General features: G+C 67.9%; 18 protein-coding genes (1 of these 18 cut by a window edge). 7 read left to right on the forward strand and 11 right to left on the reverse strand.

Going from position 1 to position 20,252, the window contains the following annotated elements; genetic code table 11:
* The 4 genes from B9N97_RS01730 to B9N97_RS01745 form a co-directional block, all read right to left on the reverse strand.
* Positions 1-128: the 5' end (the start) of a hypothetical protein gene (locus B9N97_RS01730; protein ID WP_085082690.1), read on the reverse strand. 1,003 nt of this gene lie to the left of the window's left edge; 128 of the gene's 1,131 nt are visible here — the first part of the coding sequence; its start codon is at positions 126-128; its stop codon lies off the left edge, out of view.
* Positions 129-139: 11 nt separating this feature from the next.
* Complete coding sequence (locus B9N97_RS01735; protein WP_244560497.1) at positions 140-1,261, reverse strand: ferritin-like domain-containing protein; 1,122 nt, start codon at positions 1,259-1,261, stop codon at positions 140-142.
* A gap of 61 nt (positions 1,262-1,322) precedes the next feature.
* A complete protein-coding gene (locus B9N97_RS01740) occupies positions 1,323-3,176 on the reverse strand; it encodes a hypothetical protein (RefSeq protein WP_085082692.1) in 1,854 nt (617 codons plus the stop codon).
* Positions 3,177-3,758: 582 nt separating this feature from the next.
* Entirely contained in the window at positions 3,759-4,148 is a 390-nt protein-coding gene (locus B9N97_RS01745; RefSeq protein WP_085082694.1) for a DUF4280 domain-containing protein, read from the reverse strand.
* A gap of 382 nt (positions 4,149-4,530) precedes the next feature.
* On the opposite strand from B9N97_RS01745, the gene B9N97_RS01750 reads away from it, so the two are divergent.
* Positions 4,531-6,045 (forward strand): B12-binding domain-containing radical SAM protein, encoded by a 1,515-nt coding sequence (locus tag B9N97_RS01750; protein WP_085082696.1) that lies wholly within the window; start codon positions 4,531-4,533, stop codon positions 6,043-6,045.
* A gap of 39 nt (positions 6,046-6,084) precedes the next feature.
* Here the strand turns inward: B9N97_RS01750 and B9N97_RS01755 are convergent, their stop codons facing one another.
* The 7 genes from B9N97_RS01755 to B9N97_RS01785 all read right to left on the reverse strand — a co-directional run bounded on the left by B9N97_RS01755 (position 6,085) and on the right by B9N97_RS01785 (position 13,211).
* Entirely contained in the window at positions 6,085-7,008 is a 924-nt protein-coding gene (locus B9N97_RS01755) for a branched-chain amino acid ABC transporter permease (RefSeq protein WP_244560526.1), read from the reverse strand.
* A gap of 44 nt (positions 7,009-7,052) precedes the next feature.
* Positions 7,053-7,940 carry a branched-chain amino acid ABC transporter permease gene (locus B9N97_RS01760; RefSeq protein WP_085082700.1) on the reverse strand — a complete coding sequence of 296 codons (888 nt, stop codon included), beginning with the start codon at positions 7,938-7,940 and terminating at the stop codon, positions 7,053-7,055.
* Between the two features lie 18 nt (positions 7,941-7,958).
* The gene (locus B9N97_RS01765) at positions 7,959-8,696 is read right to left on the reverse strand and encodes an ABC transporter ATP-binding protein (RefSeq protein WP_085082702.1); all 738 of its coding nucleotides are present in this window, start codon (positions 8,694-8,696) and stop codon (positions 7,959-7,961) included.
* The gene (locus B9N97_RS01770) at positions 8,689-9,492 is read right to left on the reverse strand and encodes an ATP-binding cassette domain-containing protein (RefSeq protein ID WP_085082704.1); all 804 of its coding nucleotides are present in this window, start codon (positions 9,490-9,492) and stop codon (positions 8,689-8,691) included. Before B9N97_RS01770 ends, B9N97_RS01765 begins: the two co-directional genes overlap by 8 nt.
* 61 nt (positions 9,493-9,553) lie before the next feature.
* The gene (locus B9N97_RS01775; protein ID WP_085082706.1) at positions 9,554-10,720 is read right to left on the reverse strand and encodes an iron-containing alcohol dehydrogenase; all 1,167 of its coding nucleotides are present in this window, start codon (positions 10,718-10,720) and stop codon (positions 9,554-9,556) included.
* Positions 10,721-10,772: 52 nt separating this feature from the next.
* Complete coding sequence (locus B9N97_RS01780) at positions 10,773-11,981, reverse strand: ABC transporter substrate-binding protein (protein ID WP_085082708.1); 1,209 nt, start codon at positions 11,979-11,981, stop codon at positions 10,773-10,775.
* 63 nt (positions 11,982-12,044) lie between these two features.
* Positions 12,045-13,211 (reverse strand): acetyl-CoA acetyltransferase, encoded by a 1,167-nt coding sequence (locus tag B9N97_RS01785; RefSeq protein WP_085082710.1) that lies wholly within the window; start codon positions 13,209-13,211, stop codon positions 12,045-12,047.
* A gap of 372 nt (positions 13,212-13,583) precedes the next feature.
* On the opposite strand from B9N97_RS01785, the gene B9N97_RS01790 reads away from it, so the two are divergent.
* From B9N97_RS01790 to B9N97_RS01815, 6 genes are read left to right on the forward strand one after another with little or no spacing between them, the layout of a single operon-like run.
* Positions 13,584-14,660, forward strand: coding sequence for a phosphotransferase family protein (locus tag B9N97_RS01790; RefSeq protein WP_085082712.1), 1,077 nt, complete (start codon positions 13,584-13,586; stop codon positions 14,658-14,660).
* Between the two features lie 45 nt (positions 14,661-14,705).
* Positions 14,706-15,887, forward strand: coding sequence for an acyl-CoA dehydrogenase family protein (locus tag B9N97_RS01795; RefSeq protein ID WP_085082714.1), 1,182 nt, complete (start codon positions 14,706-14,708; stop codon positions 15,885-15,887).
* Positions 15,884-16,675 (forward strand): SDR family NAD(P)-dependent oxidoreductase, encoded by a 792-nt coding sequence (locus B9N97_RS01800; protein WP_085082716.1) that lies wholly within the window; start codon positions 15,884-15,886, stop codon positions 16,673-16,675. The genes B9N97_RS01795 and B9N97_RS01800 overlap by 4 nt, the downstream gene beginning before the upstream one ends.
* Positions 16,672-17,874, forward strand: a complete 1,203-nt coding sequence (locus B9N97_RS01805; RefSeq protein WP_085082718.1) for a CaiB/BaiF CoA transferase family protein — start codon at positions 16,672-16,674, stop codon at positions 17,872-17,874. The genes B9N97_RS01800 and B9N97_RS01805 overlap by 4 nt, the downstream gene beginning before the upstream one ends.
* Before the next feature lie 52 nt (positions 17,875-17,926).
* Positions 17,927-19,555 carry an acyl-CoA synthetase gene (locus tag B9N97_RS01810; RefSeq protein ID WP_085082720.1) on the forward strand — a complete coding sequence of 543 codons (1,629 nt, stop codon included), beginning with the start codon at positions 17,927-17,929 and terminating at the stop codon, positions 19,553-19,555.
* Entirely contained in the window at positions 19,552-20,244 is a 693-nt protein-coding gene (locus tag B9N97_RS01815) for a nitroreductase (protein ID WP_085082722.1), read from the forward strand. Before B9N97_RS01810 ends, B9N97_RS01815 begins: the two co-directional genes overlap by 4 nt.
* Positions 20,245-20,252: the final 8 nt, after the last annotated feature.

Consider the following 20,252-nt stretch of genomic DNA (forward strand, 5'->3'; position numbering starts at 1 on the left):
GGCGGGTTGTGGACGCCGAAGGTCGGGTAGATGTTCCTGGCCTGCGCCCAGGCGGTGTCGGCGGCGGCGATCAGCCCCAGGGCGGCGACCGCGCCCAGCAGGCCCGGATGGCGGGAATGTCCGGTCATGCGGAGCCTCCTCACGGGACGTATTGCCAGGTCGGGGCGCAGAACTTGCCGGGGTGGCCGTCCATCGGCAGCTGCATCAGCATCTTGGCCTGGATCTTCAGGTCGAACATCAGGCCGATGGCGTCGTTGATCTTGTCCGGGTTGCCGTTGAAGCTCTGGTGCAGGGCCTTCAGCAGGTTGGAGTAGTAGGTGTTGAAGGCCTCCGACTGCACCGCCGCGACCGAGCCGGCGGCGTAGTCGGCCTGCTTGGGATCGTCGATCAGGGTCTGGACGCCGGCCGGGTCGAAGGGGACGACCTCGTCAGTGAAGTACCAACTGCCGTCGCCGGCCTTGGCGATCTTCCGGCCTTTGTAGATCTCGTAGAAGCTGTAGTAGTGCGCCATGCCATTGTCGTCGCCGTCCTCGGTCCCTTCCTCCGGCGAGGTCGGGGTGCCTTCGCCCTCGCGGACGATGCGGGCAATGGCATCCTGCGCGTCGGCCAGGGACAGGATCGGCTTGATGCCGAACATGCCGTAGACCTGCCCGTCGGCGGTGCCGGAGAAGAAGCCGTTGCCGAGGTCGCCCAGCGCCTTGGAGATGTCCTCGTAGAATTCGCCGATGGTCCGGTAATTGTCCTTGATATCGGACGCCGCCAGTCTGGGTGCCGACTCCAGAATGTCGATGGGGTCGGCCGGTTCCTCGATCACCATGAAGCAGTTTTCGACCTGATCCAGCGAGAAGCCGCGCAGATGCACGATGAACTCCGGCTGGCCGGGCTGGGTGCCGATGTGTTTCGGCAGGCCGCCGGGATAGGAGGGCACGAAGGCCGGATTGTCGATGGCCGGACGGCCGCCGATGGCCACCAGGATGTTGGCGGCCTGGCAGAAATGCTCCATCTCCTGCATGGCGATGTCGATGATCATCCCGGCGATCACGCCGTTCTTCGCATCGTCCAGCGAATAGGCGGCCTGGAGATAGGCCGGCAGCGTCGCGTGCTCCAGTTCCACCGCGAGTTGGAGGTTGGCGCGCACCTCGTCCAGCGTCCGCGGCGTCTTGGCCTGGACGACGAGCGAGGGGCCGCGCTTGGGCAGGTCGGTGGCCTTGGCGCCGGCGGCCGGGACCGAGCGGGTCGCCGCCATGGTTTGGGTCGTCATGTGGGATCTCTCCACCAATCGGATGGTTGGGGCGGGATGGTTGGGGCGGAGGCTCGGCCCGTTATTTCTTCAAATATGTGGCAGGGTGCGGCGCGGTGTCCGCGGCCGGCGGCGCCTGGACGGCGGCCCACATCATCGACTCCGTCGCGGGTGCGGCCGGCTCCTCGGCGACCGGCCCGGCAGAAGATGGCTTCGCCGGCGCGGTGCCGCGCACCGGATTGGCGGCCCATTTCAGGATCGCGGCCTTCTTGTTCGGCGACAGGTCGCGCACCGCCGGCATGTAGTTCGGGTTCTCTTCCGGAAGCGACAGGGCGGTTTGCAGCGAATACAGGTGTTTGCACACGCTGTCATAGTCGCCCATGTTCAGCACCGGCAGCATCACCGGATAGAGCGCGGCGTATTGCGCCAGGATCGGCTTGATGTCGGCTTCCCAGTTCGGCTCCTCGGGGATCTCGTAGCCGCTCCACACCAGGAAACTGATGAAGTCCCAGGGGTTGCTGTAGGTGTCCGCGTTGGCGTCGCTCAGCGTCGGCCGCACGCCATAGACCTGCCCGTCGATGTCGTCCACCGCGCGCGGCTGACCCGGATCGCCGGCGGAGAATGTGACGGCGGCCTTGCCGGCGGCATCGGTCCGGACCGACGGCGGGAAGCCCAGCGCACCCGCCGGCACGCCGACCGGCGGGTCGCCCTCGCCGCCGAGCGAGCTGTTGTCGAAGGCCAGCGCGACCTCGGCATCGGCCAGCGGCTTGCCGAAGACGGTCGCCCACACCGTGGTCTCGGCGCTGTCGCCGGGAGCCATGCGGAAGACGAACTCGTCGGCGCGCAGGGCCTTGCCGTCGGCCGGCTCCTGCCCCAGCAACGTGTCGGCGCCGGCCTTGCGCACGGCCAGCGGGTTCGCGGCAACGGCCGACAGCTGCGCATCGGTCAGGGCGATGTCGGCGATGCCGGCGGTGCGCCGGTACCAGCCGTTGTCGGGGGTCACCTCGCCCAGCGGCTGGAAGCCCTGCACCGCATCGAGATAGCCGACCTGCAGCGTCTCGCCGACGATGTCGCCGCGCCATTCCTTGAAGGGGATGGAGTTGCCGAGGTCGATGGCCAGCGCCTTGCGCGCCTCGTCCACCACCGCGGTGGCGTAATAGAACAGGGTCGGGGCCGACTGGCTCTGCTTCTGGCTCGGCTGCAGCTTGCGGCCCAGCGTGAAGAAGCGCGGCTCGTCCGCGCGGGCGACGCCGATGCTGCCGGTGATCAGGCCCATGGTGAAGTCGGGCAGCGGCGGATAGCGGGTGCCGTCGTCGCCGATCCAATAGCCGGCGTTGTAGCCCACCACATTGAACTTGATCGACAGCAGCCCACCCGGCCCGGCAGCGGCCTGCAATTCCTGCAGGAAGGGCGATGCCGCGACGTCGCCCCAGGCGAGATCGGACAGAACCGACTGCCAGGCGGCGCCGTACATGCAGGCGGGATGCAGCTTGTGCTGCGGCAGCGACCCCGGCGTCAGGCTGCGCTTCCACAGGTCGGTGAAGGACGCAACGGCAAAGTTGCTGCGCAGCGCGGCCTGCCCGTCACCGCCGACCAACCGGACGACGAGACCCCAGATGGCCGAGACCATCTGCTGCTCGCTGTCCAGATCGACCATCTTGGCCGGCGGCTGGTCGTCGGCATCGGCCAGGGTCATCGACAGCACGGGGTCGCCGGACACGGTGCTGCCGTCGCCGCGCACGGCACCGGTCACCGCGCAGTCGGTCAGACGCCAGACACCGGTGCCGTAGGGATTCCAATAGCCGATGTCCCAGTTCGCATAATCGGCCGCCGTATAGTTCGTCCCGTCATAGTTGGACGGAAAGTTGTTGACGGTCGAAACGTCGGCGATGAACTTGCCGGTGAAATTCAGCCGCGGCCCAGTCAAATATGCCATCGCGCTTCCCCCGCTTCGTCATGATAACACTGGATGAAATCTGAATTTTGAAGACATGCGGACGCCTATGGATCGGCTTACCCGCCCCCATCACGCAAAATTTACACGGATATACATTGCATTACGGCCGGATATGTCCGGCTGCTGCTTCAGCGTGCCTGCTCCATTTTCATCATCTTCCATATCACGAAAATGGATTAATGAAAACACAAATACACGCCATGGGTATTGCTGGATATCAATGGGCGCGAAAAATTGAATATGTTCAGATATACACAGTCAGATGCGCATGTTTGCTCAGCCGGTTGCCAACCTCCTGCGAGGACACCGGCGGGCATAGGTGGTGCGATGGAGCGCAGCGGCAATGCATCACCGCAATTGCCGTCACACCCCTGCCCTTCACATGTGTCTTGGTTCACGGTCGGAATCCGACCATCGACGCCACTGATCCGTTCAGGATGCCCAAAGTCCGAAACTGCGAAGCCGGTTTCCAGCCCGCGGCGCGGATGGTGACGCGGCTGTACCGGTGCGGCGAAGACCGACGCCGTCCGTCTCAGGCCATCCGCATCACGGCCGTCCGTTTCAAGGAATGACGGTCGTCGTCTGCCCCGGATTGATCACCGACACCACGCCGCCCCAGTTGCACAAGCACTTCGACACGTTGTCCAGCGCCGGCATATGGTCCAGCATCACCGTCGGCGCGCCCGGCACCCAGGGCGTCAGGGTGGCGGGAATGCAGGGCATCGGCGTCAGCACGCCCATCGCCGCCGCCGTCGCCGAAGCCACCGTCGGGTTGGCGAGGCTGGTGCACATACCGAACGGCATGATGTTGACCATCGGCTTGTGGTCCGTGATGTTCGCCGCCGGCTGGTTGCCGTCCATGACGCCATGGACGGGAAGCACAACGAAGGTCGACGGGGCCATCCCGAAGCTGCATTGAAGCGTCGCGCCGTTCACCACCTGCATCGGCATGCGTGCTTATCCTTCCAAATCACCGCTGTCGGCATGACTGCATCGACTCAAATCATACCGGGGCATATTGCGATTTGCCAGAATGCCCATGGTCTTCACTCAAATCGTACAGCATTTTCCGCATCGGATCGTTTCTTGGGATCGACACCGTCCCTGTTGCGGCCATCGATAACAATCCATGCCGAATTCCTTACGGATTTGAATAAGCCTGCCGATGCGCGGGAGTCAACATGCTCCACGCCGCCCCGCCGTCGGCCCCAATACGGTGCATTCGCGGCCTCCGGACAAACCGGGCGGCACAGCAAAGCCTTGCCTGCCGGTGATTGTTCAGCTCCTTATCCAACAGACGAAGCAGGTTCAGGCCGGACAGGAGCGAGCGCTGGTGCGCATTCACATCATCAACCCGGCGGCGGATTTCCCCGGCTACCACACGGCCGATTTCTTCGCGGCCTGGGGACTTGGCGGGCGCAGCTCGGTGGCAGACCTGTCGACCACAACCCTGGCCGCCTTCGTGCCGCCGGACTGGGACATCCGCCTGACCGACGAGGCGATCACGCCGCTGCCGGACCGCCCCGCCACCGAGGACGCCGACATCGTCGCGATCACCGGCAAGTCGTCCCAGCGCAACCGCATGCTGCAGCTGGCCGACCGCTACCGCGCGATGGGGCGGCGGGTGGTGATCGGCGGCTCCTACGCCTCGCTCAGCCCGGAGGATGTGCGCCCCCACGCCGACGTGCTGGTCACCGGCGAGATCGAGGACATCGCGGCGGATCTGTTCGCCGATCTGGCCGCCGGCCGGCCGCGCGACCGCTACGAGGGGACGCGGCCCGACCTTCGGCGCTCTCCGCTGCCGCGCTGGGACCTCTATCCCAACGAGAGCGCCAACATGGGGGCGATCCAGACCTCCCGCGGCTGTCCCTTCCAGTGCGATTTCTGCGATGTGATCCAATATCTCGGCCGCAAGCAGCGCCACAAGGATCCCGATCAGGTGATCGCCGAACTGGACGTCCTGCACCGCCACGGCTACCGCAGCGTCTTCCTGGCCGACGACAACTTCACCGTCTACCGCAGCCGCGCGCACGACATGCTGACGGCCTTGCGGCGGTGGAACGAGGCGCATGCCGATGCGCCGATGCGCTTCATGACCCAGGTGTCGATCGACCTCGCCCGCGACGCCGATCTGATGGCGGCCTGCAAGGCGGCCGGGCTGGACAATGTCTTCATCGGCATCGAGACGATCAACGAGGACAGCCTGCGCCAGTCCGGCAAGCTGCAGAACCTCTACCAGTCGACCTCTGACGCGCTGTCCACCATCCTGTCGCACGGCATCGCGGTGTCCGGCGGCATCATCGTCGGCTTCGACGCCGACGGGCCCGACATCTTCGACCGGCTGGCCGGCTTCATTGAGGATTGCCCGGTGCCGGTGCTGTCGGTGGGCGCGCTTGTGGCGCCGCCGGGCACCCCGCTCCACGACAGGCTCGCCGCCGAGGGGCGGCTGGCCGGCGACGACGCGCAGAGTGCGGCCAACCCCTTCACCACCAACATCCACCCGGCGCGGATGAGCCGGCGCGACCTGCTCGACGGGCTGGCGCGGCTGTGCGCCGACATCTACAGCCCGGCCGCCTACGGCCGCCGGATCGCGAAATTCCTGGACGCTTACGGCGGAGCAAACCGTCCCGCGCAGGCACCGCAACCGATCCCGCTGTCGCCGCTGCTGCGCAGCGTGCTGAAGCGGTTGTCCGGCTTCGGCCCCGCCGAAAAGCAGATGATCCTCGACGCCATGACCGCCGCCCGCTTCAGACCCGACGCCCAGATGGAGGTGATGGGAGCGCTGGGTCGCTATGCACAGATCCGGCACATGCTCGGCGCCACCGCCGGGAGCACCGCCGCCGGGTGATCGCGCCTCCGGGACCGGGCGTTGCCACGGCCGAGCGGGTCATTTCCGTACCCGTGCCATCAGTTCGCCGACGATTCCGCGGCGGAAGAGCAGGACGCAGACGACGAAGATGCAGCCGATCACCACCGGCACCGGCAGGCTGGTGGAGGCGAGGTAGCTTTCCAGCGTCACCACCAGCCCGGCACCGACCACCGGCCCGAACAGCGTGCCCATCCCGCCCAACAGCGTCATCAGCACCACCTCGCCCGACATCTGCCACGTCACGTCGGTCAGGCTGGCGAGCTGGAACACCAGCGCCTTGGTCCCGCCGGCCAGCCCGGCCAGCGAGGCCGACAGCACGAAGGCCACCAGCTTGTAGCGGTCGGTGCGGTAGCCGAGCGACACCGCGCGCGGCTCGTTCTCGCGGATCGCCTTCAGCACCTGGCCGAAGGGCGAATGCACCGTGCGCCAGATCAGGGCGAAGCCGGCGACGAAGATCGCCAGCACGGCGTAGTACATGGTCAGCGGCTGGCTGAGGTCGAACAGCCCGAACAGCAGGCCGCGCGGCACGCCCTGGATGCCGTCCTCGCCATGGGTGAAGGGCAGCTGCAGCGCCAGGAAGAACACCATCTGCGACAGCGCCAGCGTGATCATGGCGAAATAGATGCCCTGCCGGCGGATGGCGATCAACCCGAAGACCAGCCCCAGCAGCCCGGCCACCACGGTGGCGGCGAGCAGGCCTGCCTCCGGCGCCCAGCCCCATTCCTTCACCACATGCGCGGCGACGTAGGCCGCCCCGCCGAAGAAGGCGGCATGGCCGAAGCTGAGCAGCCCGGCGAAGCCGATCAGCAGGTTGAAGGCGCAGGCGAACAGTGCGAAGCACAGCACCTTCATCAGAAAGACGGGATACAGGACATAGGGCGCCAGGACCGCCAGCAGCAGCCCGGCTCCGGTCAGCAGGATCTTCGGCGAGCCGCCGGACATGACAAGGCCTTCGTGCAGTGTGTCGCGGGTTTGCATGGTCATGGCTATCTCTCCCGTCCGAACAGGCCGGCCGGCTTCACCATCAGCACCACGGCCATGATCACGAACACGACGATGTTGGACGCTTCGGGATAGAAGACCTTGGTCAGCCCTTCCAGCAGCCCCAGCCCCAGGCCGGTGACAATGGCGCCGAGGATCGACCCCATGCCGCCGATCACCACCACCGCGAACACCACGATGATCAGGTTCGACCCCATCAGCGGCGACACCTGATAGATCGGCGCCGCCAGCACGCCGGCCAGACCGGCCAGCGCCACGCCGAAGCCGTAGGTCAGCGACACCATCACCGGCACGTTGATGCCGAAGGCCTGCACCAGCGTCGGGTTCTCCGTCGCCGCCCGCAAATAGGCGCCCAGCTTGGTCCGCTCGATGGCGAACCAGGTGCCCAGGCACACCAGCAGCGACGCCGCCACCACCCAGCCGCGGTAGGTCGGCAGATACATGAAGCCCAGGTTGGTGCCGCCCTTCAGCAGGTCGGGAATGGGATAGGGCTGGCCCGACACGCCATACTGGTGGCGGAAGGCGCCCTCGAAGATCAGCGCCAGCCCGAAGGTCAGCAGCAGTCCGTAGAGATGGTCGACCTTGTAGAGCCGGCGCAGCATGGTGCGCTCCAGCACCAGCCCGACGGCACCGACCACCAGCGGCGCCAGCACCAGCGCCCCCCAGTAACCGATGCCGGCATGGCTCAGCAGAAGCCACGCCACGAAGGCGCCGACCATGTACAAGGCACCATGCGCCATGTTGACGACGTTGAGCATGCCGAAGATCACCGCCAGCCCCAGGCTGAGCAGCGCATAGAAGGAGCCGTTGATCAGGCCGAGCAGAAGCTGGCCGAACAGGGCTTGCGGCGGAATGCCGAGCAGTTGGGACATCGGGCGTCTCTCTCCCGCTCACACGCCGAGATAGGTGTGGAGCTTGTCCATGTTGGCGTCGAGCTGGTCGTTGGGGATCATATCCACCACATGGCCCTCCTCCATCACGTAATGGCGGTCGGCGATGGTGGCGGCGAAGCGGAAGTTCTGCTCCACCAGCACGATGGTGAAGCCGCGCGCCTTGAGCGCCCGCACCGCCACGCCGATCTGCTCGATGATGACCGGGGCCAGACCCTCGGTCGGCTCGTCCAGCAGGATCAGGGTGGCGCCGGTGCGCAGGATGCGGGCGATCGCCAGCATCTGCTGCTCGCCGCCCGACAGCCGCGTGCCCTGCGTCGAGCCGCGGCCCTTCAGGTTGGGGAACAGGTCGTGGATCTGCGGCACCGTCATCCCGCCGTCCTTCACCACCGGCGGCAGCGTCAGGTTCTCGTCGACGCTGAGGCTTGAGAAGATGCCGCGCTCCTCCGGCACATAACCGATGCCAAGGCGCGGGATCCTGTGCTGGGCCATGCCGATCAGCTCGGTGCCCTGGAAGCGGATGGAGCCGGTGCGCTTGCCCATGATCCCCATGATGGCGCGCATGGTCGAGGTCTTGCCGGCGCCGTTGCGGCCCAGCAGCGTCACCACCTCGCCCTGCCGCACCTCCAGGCTGACGCCGTGCAGCACATGGCTTTCGCCGTAATAGCCGTGCAGGTCGGCGATCTCCAGCATCGCCGTTCCGGTGTGGGCGGTTTTGGTCATCGCGCCGTCAGGCATGTCCGGTCCCCATATAAGCTTCCATCACCTGCGGGTTCCTGGAGACGACCTCGTAGGGTCCCTCCGCCAGGATCTCGCCGCGGCGCAGAACGGTGATGGTGTCCGACAGGTGGGCGACGACCGAAAGATTGTGCTCCACCATCAGCACGGTGCGGTCGGCGGCGACCCGCTTGATGAGAGCCGCCGTGCCCTCGATGTCCTCGTGGCCCATGCCGGCCAGCGGCTCGTCGAGCAGCATCACCTCCGGGTCGAGCGCCAGGGTGGTGGCGATCTCCAGGGCGCGCTTGCGGCCATAGGGCAGCTCGGCGGCGGTGTGGCCGGCCCAGGGGGTGAGGTTGACCGCCTCGATCAGTTCCAGCGCCCGGTCGTGCAGGTCGTAGAGCGACGACTCGGACTTCCAGAAATGGAAGCTGGTGCCGAGCGGCCTCTGCAAGGCGACGCGGACATTCTCCAGCACGCTCAAGTGCGGGAAGACGGCCGAGATCTGGAAGGAGCGGACCAGCCCCATCAGCGCGATGTCGGCCGGCTTGGTGCGGGTGATGTCGCGGCCCTTGTAGAGGATCTGGCCGCGCGTGGGGGTGAGGAACTTGGTCAGCAGGTTGAACACCGTGCTCTTGCCGGCGCCGTTCGGGCCGATCAGCGCGTGGATGGTGCCGCGGCGAACCTGAAGGTTCACCTCCTTCACCGCCACGAACCCCTTGAACTCCTTCGTCAGGTTGCGCGCTTCCAGGATGACGTCTGACACCACATTTCCTCCGCTCGCGCCATTGAATTCAACTTTTTGTTGTGCGAACATTTTTGTTGAGAGCCCCCGCGTCGATGAGCCCCGAACACGCCCTGTTTCACATTTGCGGCGTTCACCATGCCAATTCGAGGATCTCCCGGACATCATCCTCCCCGGTGATCGGACGCGGGTTGCTGCGCACCATCATGTTTTGCATGGCCCCTGCCGCGATGGCTGCGAAATGGCCGCGCGTCACCCCGACCGACCGCAGGCTGCCCGGCTGGCCGAGATCGTGCACCAGATGGGAGACCGCCGCTGCTGCGTCGCCGTCCCCCCATCCCAGCGCGCGGGCCACCAGCGCTTGGCGGTCAGCGTTCACAGCATGGTTCCAGCGCAGCACGCTGGGCAACATCACGCAGGAGCAATGGCCGTGCGGCACGCCGGCGACCGCGCCAAGCTGGTGGCCGATGCCGTGGCTGGCGCCCCACTCCACCCGGCCGAGCCCGGTCGTGGCCAGCCAGACACCGAGCTGGCTCTCCAGCCGGGCGTCGAGATCGTCCGGACGCTCCCGGTTGGCCCGCAGCGCGCGCGCCAGCATGGTCAGCCCGTGCAGGCACGTCGCGTCGGTGAAGGGCTGCGGCCGGCGCGAGCAGACCGTTTCCACCGCATGGTCGACGGCGCGGATGCCGGTGGACAGCCACAGCCGCTCCGGCGTGTGGACCGTCACGGCGGGATCGAGGATGACCACCTGCCCACCGATGTGCCGTCCGGTGTAGAGATCCTTGACCCGGCGCTCCGGGTCGGTGGCGCCGCCCAGGTTGGAGAATTCGGCCCCCGACAGGGTGGTCGGCACGATGATCTGGCGCAGCGGCGGGTCCTTCACCACCGGGACGATGCGGCTTCCGTCCTCAGCGACCCGGATGCGGACGGTGTCGAAGCCGGCCGCGTCGGTGATCCCCTCGGCCAGCGCCACCAGCGCCACCTTCACCGTGTCTATCGGCGTTCCGCCGCCGACGGTGACGATCAGGTCCGGTTGGAGCCGCCGCACCTCCCCGGCCAAAGCGAGGACGGAGGCGCGCGGCACATGCTCGACGCAGCCGTCGAAGACCCCGGCGCAGGCGTCGCCCAGCGCCACACGGATGGCGGCGACGACATCGGTGGAACGGCTCAGCGTCCGGCTCGCCACGATCAGCGGGCGCCGCTTGCCCAGCGTCGCGACGGTGGCCGCAACGGCCTCGGCCGCCGGCCGGCCGTAGATGACTCGGTCTTGCGCCAGAAACTCATAGACTCCTACCTGCATCGCCGTTCCCCCGTTTGCTGGTCCCCTCGCGCCGGCCGGCGTTACCGCCCGGTTACTGCCCGACCAGCGGGCAGCCACCTTCCGACATCGGGCGGTAAGCCTCGTCGCCAGGCACACGGCCCAGGATCTTGTAATAGTCCCAGGCGCCCTTGGATTCCGCCGGGCTCTTGACCTGGAACAGGTACATGTCACGGACGACGCGCCCATCGGCCCGAATCTTGAAATTGTCGCTGAACATGTCGTTGACCGGGATCTCCTTCATTGTCTTCGACACGGTCAGGGAGTCGTCGGTCCCGGCCTTCTCGACCGCTTTCAGATAATGCAGCACCGCACCGTAGACGCCGGCCTGCGCCGCCGTCGGCGCACGGCCGCCGAACCGCTCCATGAACTTGCGCGACCAGGCGCGGGTCTTCTCGTCCTGGTCCCAATAGAAGGACTCGGTGAACACCAGCCCCTGCGCGTCCTTCAGGCCGATCGAATGGACGTCGGTGATGAAGATCAGCAACCCGACCAGCCTCTGCCCGCTCTGGACGATGCCGAACTCGGCGGCCTGCTTGATCGCGTTCACCGTATCGCCGCCGGCGTTCGCCAACCCGATGATCTTGCTCTTGGACGCCTGCGCCTGAAGCAGATAGGACGAGAAATCGAGGGTGTTCAGCGGATGGCGCACGGTTCCCAGAACCTTGCCGCCGGCCTTCTCGACGAAGGCGATGCCGTCGCGCTCCTGCGAATGGCTGCCGGCGTTGTCGCCGGTCAGGAAGAACCAGGTGTCGGCGCCCTGCTTGACCAGCCCGCGCACGGTGCTGTTGGCCATGGCGTAGCTGTCATAGGTCCAGTGGATCGTCGTCGGCGCGCAGGACTTGCCGGTGAAATCGGTCGAGGCCGGACCCGACAGCATCAGCATCCGGTTCTTCTCGCGGGTCACGCTCAGCACGCCGAGCGCGGTGGCGGAGTGCGGCACGTCGACAATGGCGTCCACCCCGTCGCGGTCGATCCATTCCCGGGCGATGGCCGACCCGACGTCGGGCTTGTTCTGGTGGTCGGCACTGACGAGGACGACCGGCTTGCCGGCGACCTTGCCGCCGAACTCCTCCACCGCCATTTTCGCGGCGACGACCGAGCCCTCGCCGCCGAGATCGGCGTAGAGCCCCGAGCGGTCGTTCAGCACGCCGATCTTGATGGTGCCGTCGGAGATCTGTGCCGCCGCCGGCCCGCCCGCAGCAATGCCGGCCGCCAAGGCGGCGATGAACGCAATGCGCATTTCGTGTCCTCCCAGAACGTTGTTTTTCAAAGTCGTCTTCAGCCGTTCGACCGGCTTGCCGTCTCAGCGCACGCGCTCAAGCACGCTGACGTAGTTGGCGACCGCGGCACCGCCCATGTTGAAGATGCCGCCCTTGGTCGCCCCCGGAATCTGGACACCGCTGGCCGTGCCCATGAGTTGCATGGCGGTCATCACATGCATCGACACGCCGGTCGCGCCGATCGGGTGTCCCTTGGCCTTGAGCCCGCCCGACGGGTTGACGGGCAACCGCCCGCCGACCTCGGTCCAGCCCTCCAGCAGGGCGTGGTGTCCCTCACCCGGCGGCGTCAGCCCCATCGCCTCGTATTCGATCAACTCGGCGATGGTGAAGCAGTCATGCGTCTCAACGAAATCGAGATCGTCGAGCGTCAGCCCGGCCTGCTCCAGTGCCTTGCGCCAGGCAACCGAACAGCCCTCGAAGCGGGTCATGTCACGCCGGCCCATCGGCAGGAAATCGTTGACCTGCGCCTGCGCCCGCAGTCCAACCGACTTGGCGGCCCCCATCGCGACGTCGCCATGGACCAGCACCAGCGCCGCCGCCCCGTCGGACACCATCGAACAGTCGGTCCGTCGCAGCGGCCCGGCGACCAGCGGATTGCGGTCGGACACCGTCCGGCAGAACTCGACGCCGAGATCCTTGCGCATGTGGGCAAGCGGGTTGGCGGCACCGTTCCGGTGGTTCTTGGCGGCGATCAGCGCCAGCGCGTCCGACCGGTCGCCGTAACGCTGGAAATAGAGCTGGGCGATGCGGCCGAAGATCCCGGCGAAGGACAGATCGCTGCCGTCCTCCTCCGCCAGATAGCTGGCCGACGCCAGTGACGCCTGCACCTGCCCGGCCGGCGCCGCGGTCATCTTCTCCACCCCGACGACCAGCACCGAACGCGCCCGCCCGGCACCGATGGCCATCGCCGCCTGACGGATCGCGGCCGACCCGGTGGCGCAGGCGTTCTCGACGCGGGTTGCCGGCTTGAAGCGCAGGGCGTCGGCCGCCTGCAAGGCGAGCGAGGCGGGAAAGCCCTGCGGGTCGAGGCCTTGGTTGAAATGGCCGACGATGATCTCGTCGATGTCGGCGGGTGCCAGCCCGGCGTCGGCGATCGCCTCGGCGGCGACGCGCACCACCAGCGATTCAAGGGTTTCGTCGTCCAGCTTGCCGAAGCGGGTATGTGCCCAACCGATGATGTGTCCCAGCATGGTCTGACCTTCGTATCGGGGAGAGGGGCGTGGCAGGGACCACGGGGCTCCGGAGCCGCGCCAGAGCGGAAGGACCATTCAGCAACCGCAGGGGCGCCGTCGTTCCGCATTTATAGTCTGACAATCGAACTATTGATTCGCCGCACCGGCGCTGTCAATCACCTTTCAAGCAGCGATCGCCGCTTTCAACCGCAGCGTTCTTTGCGCCACGGATGGCAATATCGCAATTTTCCGGTTCGGGCGCCATGTCGGAGCCTATTGACGGACGTCCGATTTTGCACATACGATCCGATAGTCGGACTATAAGTTGGCCGGTGCGGCGACCCACCCGCCATTCCGCCACCCTTTCCCAGCCCCTTTCCCGGACCGACCATGCCGCTTGAGAATTCGATGTTCCGCGCTCCCAAGGACACCGCCCGGCTGGACTGGGCAGCGATCGCCGGTCATCTCGCGGCGCACGGGCTGCGGCTCGACCGCGAAACACCACCCCGCCAATTCACCGGCGGGCTCGCCAATCTGAATTTCCTGGTGTCGGTCAATGGGACACCAGCCGTCCTGCGCTCGCCGCCGCCGGGACCGCTGCCGCCGGGCGCCAACGACATGGCACGGGAGCACCGCATCCTCAGCCGGCTGTGGCGCACCCTGCCGTTGGCGCCGAAAAGCCTGCATCTGTGCGAGGATGCCGGGGTCGCCGGCCATCCCTTCATCCTGCTGGAGCACCGGCCGGGCGTGACGCTGGCCGGTTCCGCACCGCCGCTGCTGGAACAGCACCCGGATGCGGGGGCGCGGCTGGGACCGCTGCTGGTCGACTGCCTGGCCGACATCCACGCCGTCGATCCGGCCGCCGTCGGGCTCGGTGACTTCGGGCGGCCGGACGGCTTCCTCGACCGTGCGGTCGCCGGCTGGAGCAAGCGCGCCCATCTCTCCGCCGGGCCGGACGGCTCCCCGGCGCCGGCCGTCGAGCTGACGGAGTGGCTGGCGGACCAGCTGACCCGCGTCCGACCCGGCCCGGCGACCCTGCTGCACAACGACTTCAAGCTGGACAACCTGATCCTCGACCCGGAGCGGCTGGAGCCGGTCGCCATCCTCGACTGGGACCAGGGCACGCGCGGCGACCCGCTGTTCGATCTCGCCACCCTGCTCAGCTACTGGACGGAGGCCGGCGACCCGCCGGTGATGCACGATCTGGCGCAGATGCCGACGGCCGGTTTCGGCTTCCCGAGCCGCAGGGAGGCGGCCGAACGCTACGCCGCCCGCACCGGCCGCGACCTGTCGGAGTTCCGGTTCCACCGCGTGCTCGCCCTGTTCAAGCTGGCGGTGGTCTTCCAGCAGCTCCACGACCGCTACCGCAGCGGCACCACCAGCGACCCGCGCTACGCCGGCTTCGGTGCCATCGCGCGCGGCCTCTTCGATTTTACCCACGACATCGCCCAGGGGCGCGGCTTCTGAAGCGCCCCCTCCCCTCGACGCTCACTGCCAGGGACAGGAACCCCGATGGATTTCTCGCTGCCGCCCGACCTGATCGCGCTGAGGGACCGCACCCGGTCCTTCGTGCGCGACGTCCTCATCCCGCTGGAGAACGACCCGCGCCAGGGTCCACACGGGCCGACCGACGATTTCCGCCGCGAGCTGAACGCGCTGGCCCGCGACGCCGGGCTGCTCGCCCCGCACATGCCCAGGGAGTGGGGCGGGCTGGGGCTCGACCACCGCGGCAAGGCGGTGGTGTTCGAGGCGGCCGGCTACGGGCTGCTCGGGCCGCTGGCGCTCAACATCGCCGCCCCCGACGAGGGCAACCAGCACCTGCTGGAGCAGGTGGCGGACGAGCGGCAGAAGCGCCGCTGGCTCGCTCCCATGGCGTCCGGCGAGATCCGCTCCTGCTTCGCGATGACCGAGCCGCATCCGGGGGCCGGCTCCGACCCGTCCCTGCTGCTTACCAGCTACCGCCGGACCGCAGGCGGCTATGTGATCAACGGCACCAAATGGCTGATCAGCGGCGCCGAGGGGGCCGGTGTCTGCATCATCATGGCGCGCGACGAGGCCTCCCCCGACGGCGAACCACGCGCCACCATGTTCCTCGCCGACATGGACCGGCCCGGCATCGTGATCGAGCGCACGCTCGACACGCTGGACCAGAGCTTCCCCGGCGGGCACTGCGTGGTCTCCTTCCACGATTTGTTCGTCCCGGAGGAGGATGTGCTGGGCCGCGAGGGCGAGGGGTTCCGCTATGCCCAGGTCCGGCTGGCCCCGGCCCGGCTGACCCACTGCATGCGCTGGCTGGGGGCCGCGCACCGCGCCCACGACGTCGCCACCGCCTACGCCCGCGAACGCCGCGCCTTCGGCAAGGCGCTGATCGACCATGAGGGGATCGGCTTCCAGCTCGCCGACAACGAGCTGGATCTCCATACTTGCGGGCTGGTCGTGGCGCACGCCGCCTGGGTGCTCGACCAGGGCGGCAAGGGGCGCCATGAATCGAGCGTCGCCAAAGTGATCTGCTCCGAAGCCATCTGGCGCGTGGTCGACCGCAGCCTCCAGGTCCTCGGCGGACTCGGCACCACCCGCGACACTGTGGTCGAGCGCATCTTCCGCGAGGTGCGGCCCTTCCGCATCTACGACGGCCCGTCCGAGGTCCACCGCTGGAGCATTGCGCGCAAGCTGGCGCGGGAGGAGGCCCGATGAGCGCCCCCACCCTGCAACAGCGCACGGCCGGCCTGTTCGACCTGACCGGGACGGTGGCCGTGGTCACCGGCGGCGGGCGCGGCATCGGCCGCTCGATCGCCGAAGGGCTGGCCGGCTTCGGAGCCGAGGTGGTGCTGAGCGGCCGCAACAGCGCCGTCCTCGCCGCCACCGCCGAGGCGATGGCGGCGCAAGGCGCCAAGGTCTGGTGGCAGGCCGCCGACGTCTCGCGCGAGGAGGAGGTGGCGGCCCTGCACGCCGCCGTTCTGGAACGCCACGGCCGAACCGACGTCCTGGTCAACAACGCCGGCATCAACCCGATCTACAAGGCGGCGGAAACGCTGACCAGCGAGGACTGGCAGCCGATCATCGACATCAATCTGGGCGGCGTCTTCCACTGCTGCCGCCATTTCGGTGCCGCGATGGTGGAGCGCAAGGCGGGCAGCATCATCAACATCAGCTCTGTCGGCGGCCATGTCGGCCTGCGCAAGACGCTGCCCTACTGCGCCGCCAAGGGCGGGGTGGAGCTGATGACGAAATCGCTGGCGGTCGACTGGGCAGCCTCCGGCGTGCGCGTCAACAGCATCGCCCCCGGCTTCGTCGAGACCGACCTGACCGCCGGCATGCGCGAGCACGAACAACTCTCCCGCCGCCTGCTCGGCCAAACCCCGATGGGCCGCTTCTGCGGACCGGACGAGCTGATCGGCGCCGCCGTGTTCCTGGCGTCGGCCGCCTCGGCCTACGTCACCGGGCACAGCATTCTGGTCGATGGCGGGTGGACCGCGCAATGACGACCTCCCCCAACACCCCCTTCGCCGATGCGCTGGCCGGTCTGGTCGTGCTCGACCTGACCCGCCTGCTGCCGGGCGCCTTCTGCACCCAACTCCTCGCCGATCTCGGGGCCACGGTCGTCAAGATCGAGGAGCCCGGACGCGGCGACTACAACCGCGCTTTCGAACCGCTGAACGTCGCGGAATCCGGCTCCTTCCTGCTGCTGAACCGCAACAAGAAGAGCGTTACGCTGAACCTGAAGACCGAGGAGGGCAAGGCGATCCTCCAGCGCCTCGCCGCCAAGGCGGACGTGCTGGTCGAGGGCTTCCGCCCCGGCGTGATGGACCGGCTGGGCGTCGGCTACGAGACGCTGGCCCGCGAGAACCCGCGCCTGGTCTATTGCGCGATCTCCGGCTTCGGGCAGGACGGTCCCCTCGCCAAGGCGCCCGGCCACGACCTCAACTACATGGCGATCGCCGGCGCCCTGCCGCTGTTCGGCAAGGCCGGAGAGGATCCCATCGTGCCGGGCCTGTCGATCGCCGACCAGGGTGGTGGCTCGCTGATGGCGGCCTTCGGCATCCTGGCGGCGGTGCTCGGCCGGCAGCACACCGGTCGCGGGCAGTTCGTCGACGTTTCGATGACCGATGGGGTGGTGGCTTGGCTGGCCTACCATGCCGCCGACCGCTTCTTCGCCGGCATCGAGCCCCGGGGAGGCGAGCGCCGCTTCCTGGGGCAGGCGCCCTGCTACAACGTCTTTCGCTGCGCCGACGGCCGCTGCATCACGCTCGGCTGCATCGAGGAGAACTTTTGGCACCGCTTCTGCGATCTGGCCGGGCTGGAGGATCTGAAGGACCGACAATGGCCCGAGGGGGCCGAGGCCGCCGCCCAGATGGCGCGCGTCGCCGACCATATGGCCAGTCGGACCTGCTCCGAGTGGATGGAGCTGCTCGGCCCCGCCGACCTGCCGGTCGTTCCGGTCAACAGCATGAGCGAGGCGTTCGAGCACCCCCAGCTCAAGCACCGGAACATGCTTCTGCACATGGACCACCCGGTCGAAGGGCGCATCCCGCAGCTCGGCTTCCCAATCAAATTCTCCGGCACGCCGGGCCGGTTGCGCACACCGCCGCCGCTGCTGGGCGAGCACACCGATGAAATCCTGGCCACGCTCGGTTATGACGGCGAGGACATCGCACGGCTGCGCTCGGACAAGGTCCTGTGACCGCGGATCGGAACCAAGAAACCCACAGGAACGCACAAGGGGGAGACACAGCATGCCCGCCACCGCCGACATCACCACCGCCTCATCCGGCGAGCCCTTCGCCTGGGACGTCCCGGAAACCTTCAACTTCGGGGCCGATGTCGTCGACCGCCACGCCGCCGACCCGGCACTGACCGCCCTGCTCTGGTCGGACGCCGCCGGCCGGGAGGAGCGCTACAGCTACGCCGACATGGCGCGCCTGACCAACCGCATCGCCAACGCACTTGCGGCGCGCGGCATCGTCAAGGGCGATCGGGTGCTGGTCATGCTGCCGCGCATTCCGCAATGGCAGATCGCTTTGGTCGGTTGCCTGAAGCTGGGCGCCGTGCCGATCCCCTGCATCGAGATGTTGACCGAGCGGGACGTCGCCTACCGTCTCGCCCATTCGGAGGCCCGGGCCGTGGTGACGACCGCGGCCTCGGCGCCGAAATTCGCCGCCATCGCCGATATGCCGGCCCTGCGCATCGCCGTGGGCGACCCGCCGGCGGGCTGGACCGGCTGGGCGGCGGCGATGGCGGAGGCCCCGGACGACTTCACCCCGGCGGTGGTTCGGGCCGAGGATCCGGCGATCCTCTTCTACACCTCCGGCTCGACCGGACATCCCAAGGGCGTCACCCATGCGGCCCGCGCGCTCTACGCCTGGCGGGTCTCGGCCGAGCACTGGCATGGGCTCCAGCGCGGCGACGTGATGTGGTGCACCGCCGACACCGGCTGGAGCAAGGCCGGCACCAGCATCCTGTTCGGCCCCTGGAGCCGGGGGGCGGCGGTGGTCTTCCACGACGGTCCCTTCGACCCGCGCGCCCGCTTCGAACGGATGGCGCGCCACCGGGTGAACGTCTTCTGTGCCGCAGCCACCGAATTCCGCCGTCTGGTGCAGGAGGATGTTTCGGGCTTCGACCTCTCGGCGCTGCGCCAGGCGATCTCCGCCGGCGAGTCGGTGAACCCGGCGGTGGTCAAGCGCTGGACCGCGCTGACCGGCGTGCCGCTGCGCGAGGCCTACGGCCAGACCGAGACGTTGATGACGGTGCTGACCATGGCGGCGGACGAGCCGCGTCCGGGCTCGATGGGCCGCGCCTCGCCCGGTACCGTCATCGCGGTGATCGATGAGGAGGGCCGCCGGCTGCCGCCCGACACACCCGGCCTGCTCGCGGTCCGGCTGCCCAATCCGCAGGTGATGCTGGGCTACTGGAAGGATCCGGAGCGCACCGCCGACTGCCGGCTGGAAGGGCCGGACTGCACCTGGTTCCTCACCGGGGATCGGGCGACGTTGGATGCCGACGGCTACTTTCACTATCTCGGCCGCAACGACGATCTGATCAACTCGGCCGGCTACCGGATCGGCCCGCTGGAGGTCGAGAACGCGCTGATCGAGCATCCGGCCGTGCAGGAGGTTGCCGCCGTGCCCAGTCCGGACGAGGAGCGCGGCGAGGTGGTCAAAGCCTTTGTCGTGCTGCGCGCCGGCCAGTCCGGCTCGCCCGAGCTGGTCAAGGAACTCCAGGATTTCGTCAAAGGCCTGACTGCCCCTTACAAATACCCGCGCCGCATCGAGTTCGTCGACGAGCTGCCGAAGAACGCCAGCGGCAAGATCCTGCGCCGGGAATTGAAAGCGCGCGAGTTTGCGGCCCATGGCGCCGTCCCATGACGGCCGTGCAGGTTTCCAGCCTGTCGGCGACCGAAGCGGTTCGCAGCCGGCGGAGCGTCCGCGCCTTTCTGGACCGGCCGGTTCCACGCGCCCTGGTCGAGCACATCCTCGAAGTGGCCGCCCGCGCGCCGAGCGGTTCTAACATCCAGCCCTGGAAGGTCCATGCCGTTGCCGGGGCCGCGCGAGCGGCTTTGACGACGGAACTTATGGTCCTGCATGACGCCGGGATTCCGCCCGACCCTGAATATTCCTATTACCCGGCGACGTGGCGCGAACCTTACCTGGGGCGTCGCCGCAAGGTCGGCTGGGGCCTGTACGGTGCCCTTGGAATCGCCAAGGGCGACCGGGAGCGCATGGCGCGCCAGCACGGCCGCAACTACGACTTCTTCGGCGCCCCGGTCGGGCTGTTCTTCACGCTGGACCGTGCCATGGAACGGGGGAGCTGGCTCGACCTCGGCATGTTCATGCAGAACGTCATGATCGTCGCCCGCGGGGTCGGCCTGGACACCTGCCCGCAGCAAGCCTTCTGCAATTATCACCGCATCGTCCGCCGCCACCTCGGCATTCCGGACGGGGAGATCCTGGTCAGCGGTATGGCACTCGGCCACGCCGACCCCGCCGCTCCCGAGAACCGCTTCGACACCGACCGCGAGCCGGTGGACGGCTTCGCGCGCTTCGTCGGTTTCTGACCCCCTGC

It is taken from the genome of Azospirillum oryzae, assembly GCF_900177515.1.
GTDB lineage: Bacteria > Pseudomonadota > Alphaproteobacteria > Azospirillales > Azospirillaceae > Azospirillum > Azospirillum oryzae_A.

Coding starts and splice junctions, on each gene's coding strand:
- B9N97_RS01735 (WP_244560497.1), bottom strand. CDS start 1,261: ATGACGACCCAAACCATGGCGGCGACCCGCTCGGTCCCGGCCGCCGGC.
- B9N97_RS01740 (WP_085082692.1), bottom strand. CDS start 3,176: ATGGCATATTTGACTGGGCCGCGGCTGAATTTCACCGGCAAGTTCATC.
- B9N97_RS01745 (WP_085082694.1), bottom strand. CDS start 4,148: ATGCCGATGCAGGTGGTGAACGGCGCGACGCTTCAATGCAGCTTCGGG.
- B9N97_RS01755 (WP_244560526.1), bottom strand. CDS start 7,008: ATGTCCGGCGGCTCGCCGAAGATCCTGCTGACCGGAGCCGGGCTGCTG.
- B9N97_RS01760 (WP_085082700.1), bottom strand. CDS start 7,940: ATGTCCCAACTGCTCGGCATTCCGCCGCAAGCCCTGTTCGGCCAGCTT.
- B9N97_RS01765 (WP_085082702.1), bottom strand. CDS start 8,696: ATGCCTGACGGCGCGATGACCAAAACCGCCCACACCGGAACGGCGATG.
- B9N97_RS01770 (WP_085082704.1), bottom strand. CDS start 9,492: ATGTTCGCACAACAAAAAGTTGAATTCAATGGCGCGAGCGGAGGAAAT.
- B9N97_RS01775 (WP_085082706.1), bottom strand. CDS start 10,720: ATGCAGGTAGGAGTCTATGAGTTTCTGGCGCAAGACCGAGTCATCTAC.
- B9N97_RS01780 (WP_085082708.1), bottom strand. CDS start 11,981: ATGCGCATTGCGTTCATCGCCGCCTTGGCGGCCGGCATTGCTGCGGGC.
- B9N97_RS01785 (WP_085082710.1), bottom strand. CDS start 13,211: ATGCTGGGACACATCATCGGTTGGGCACATACCCGCTTCGGCAAGCTG.
- B9N97_RS01790 (WP_085082712.1), top strand. CDS start 13,584: ATGCCGCTTGAGAATTCGATGTTCCGCGCTCCCAAGGACACCGCCCGG.
- B9N97_RS01795 (WP_085082714.1), top strand. CDS start 14,706: ATGGATTTCTCGCTGCCGCCCGACCTGATCGCGCTGAGGGACCGCACC.
- B9N97_RS01800 (WP_085082716.1), top strand. CDS start 15,884: ATGAGCGCCCCCACCCTGCAACAGCGCACGGCCGGCCTGTTCGACCTG.
- B9N97_RS01805 (WP_085082718.1), top strand. CDS start 16,672: ATGACGACCTCCCCCAACACCCCCTTCGCCGATGCGCTGGCCGGTCTG.
- B9N97_RS01810 (WP_085082720.1), top strand. CDS start 17,927: ATGCCCGCCACCGCCGACATCACCACCGCCTCATCCGGCGAGCCCTTC.
- B9N97_RS01815 (WP_085082722.1), top strand. CDS start 19,552: ATGACGGCCGTGCAGGTTTCCAGCCTGTCGGCGACCGAAGCGGTTCGC.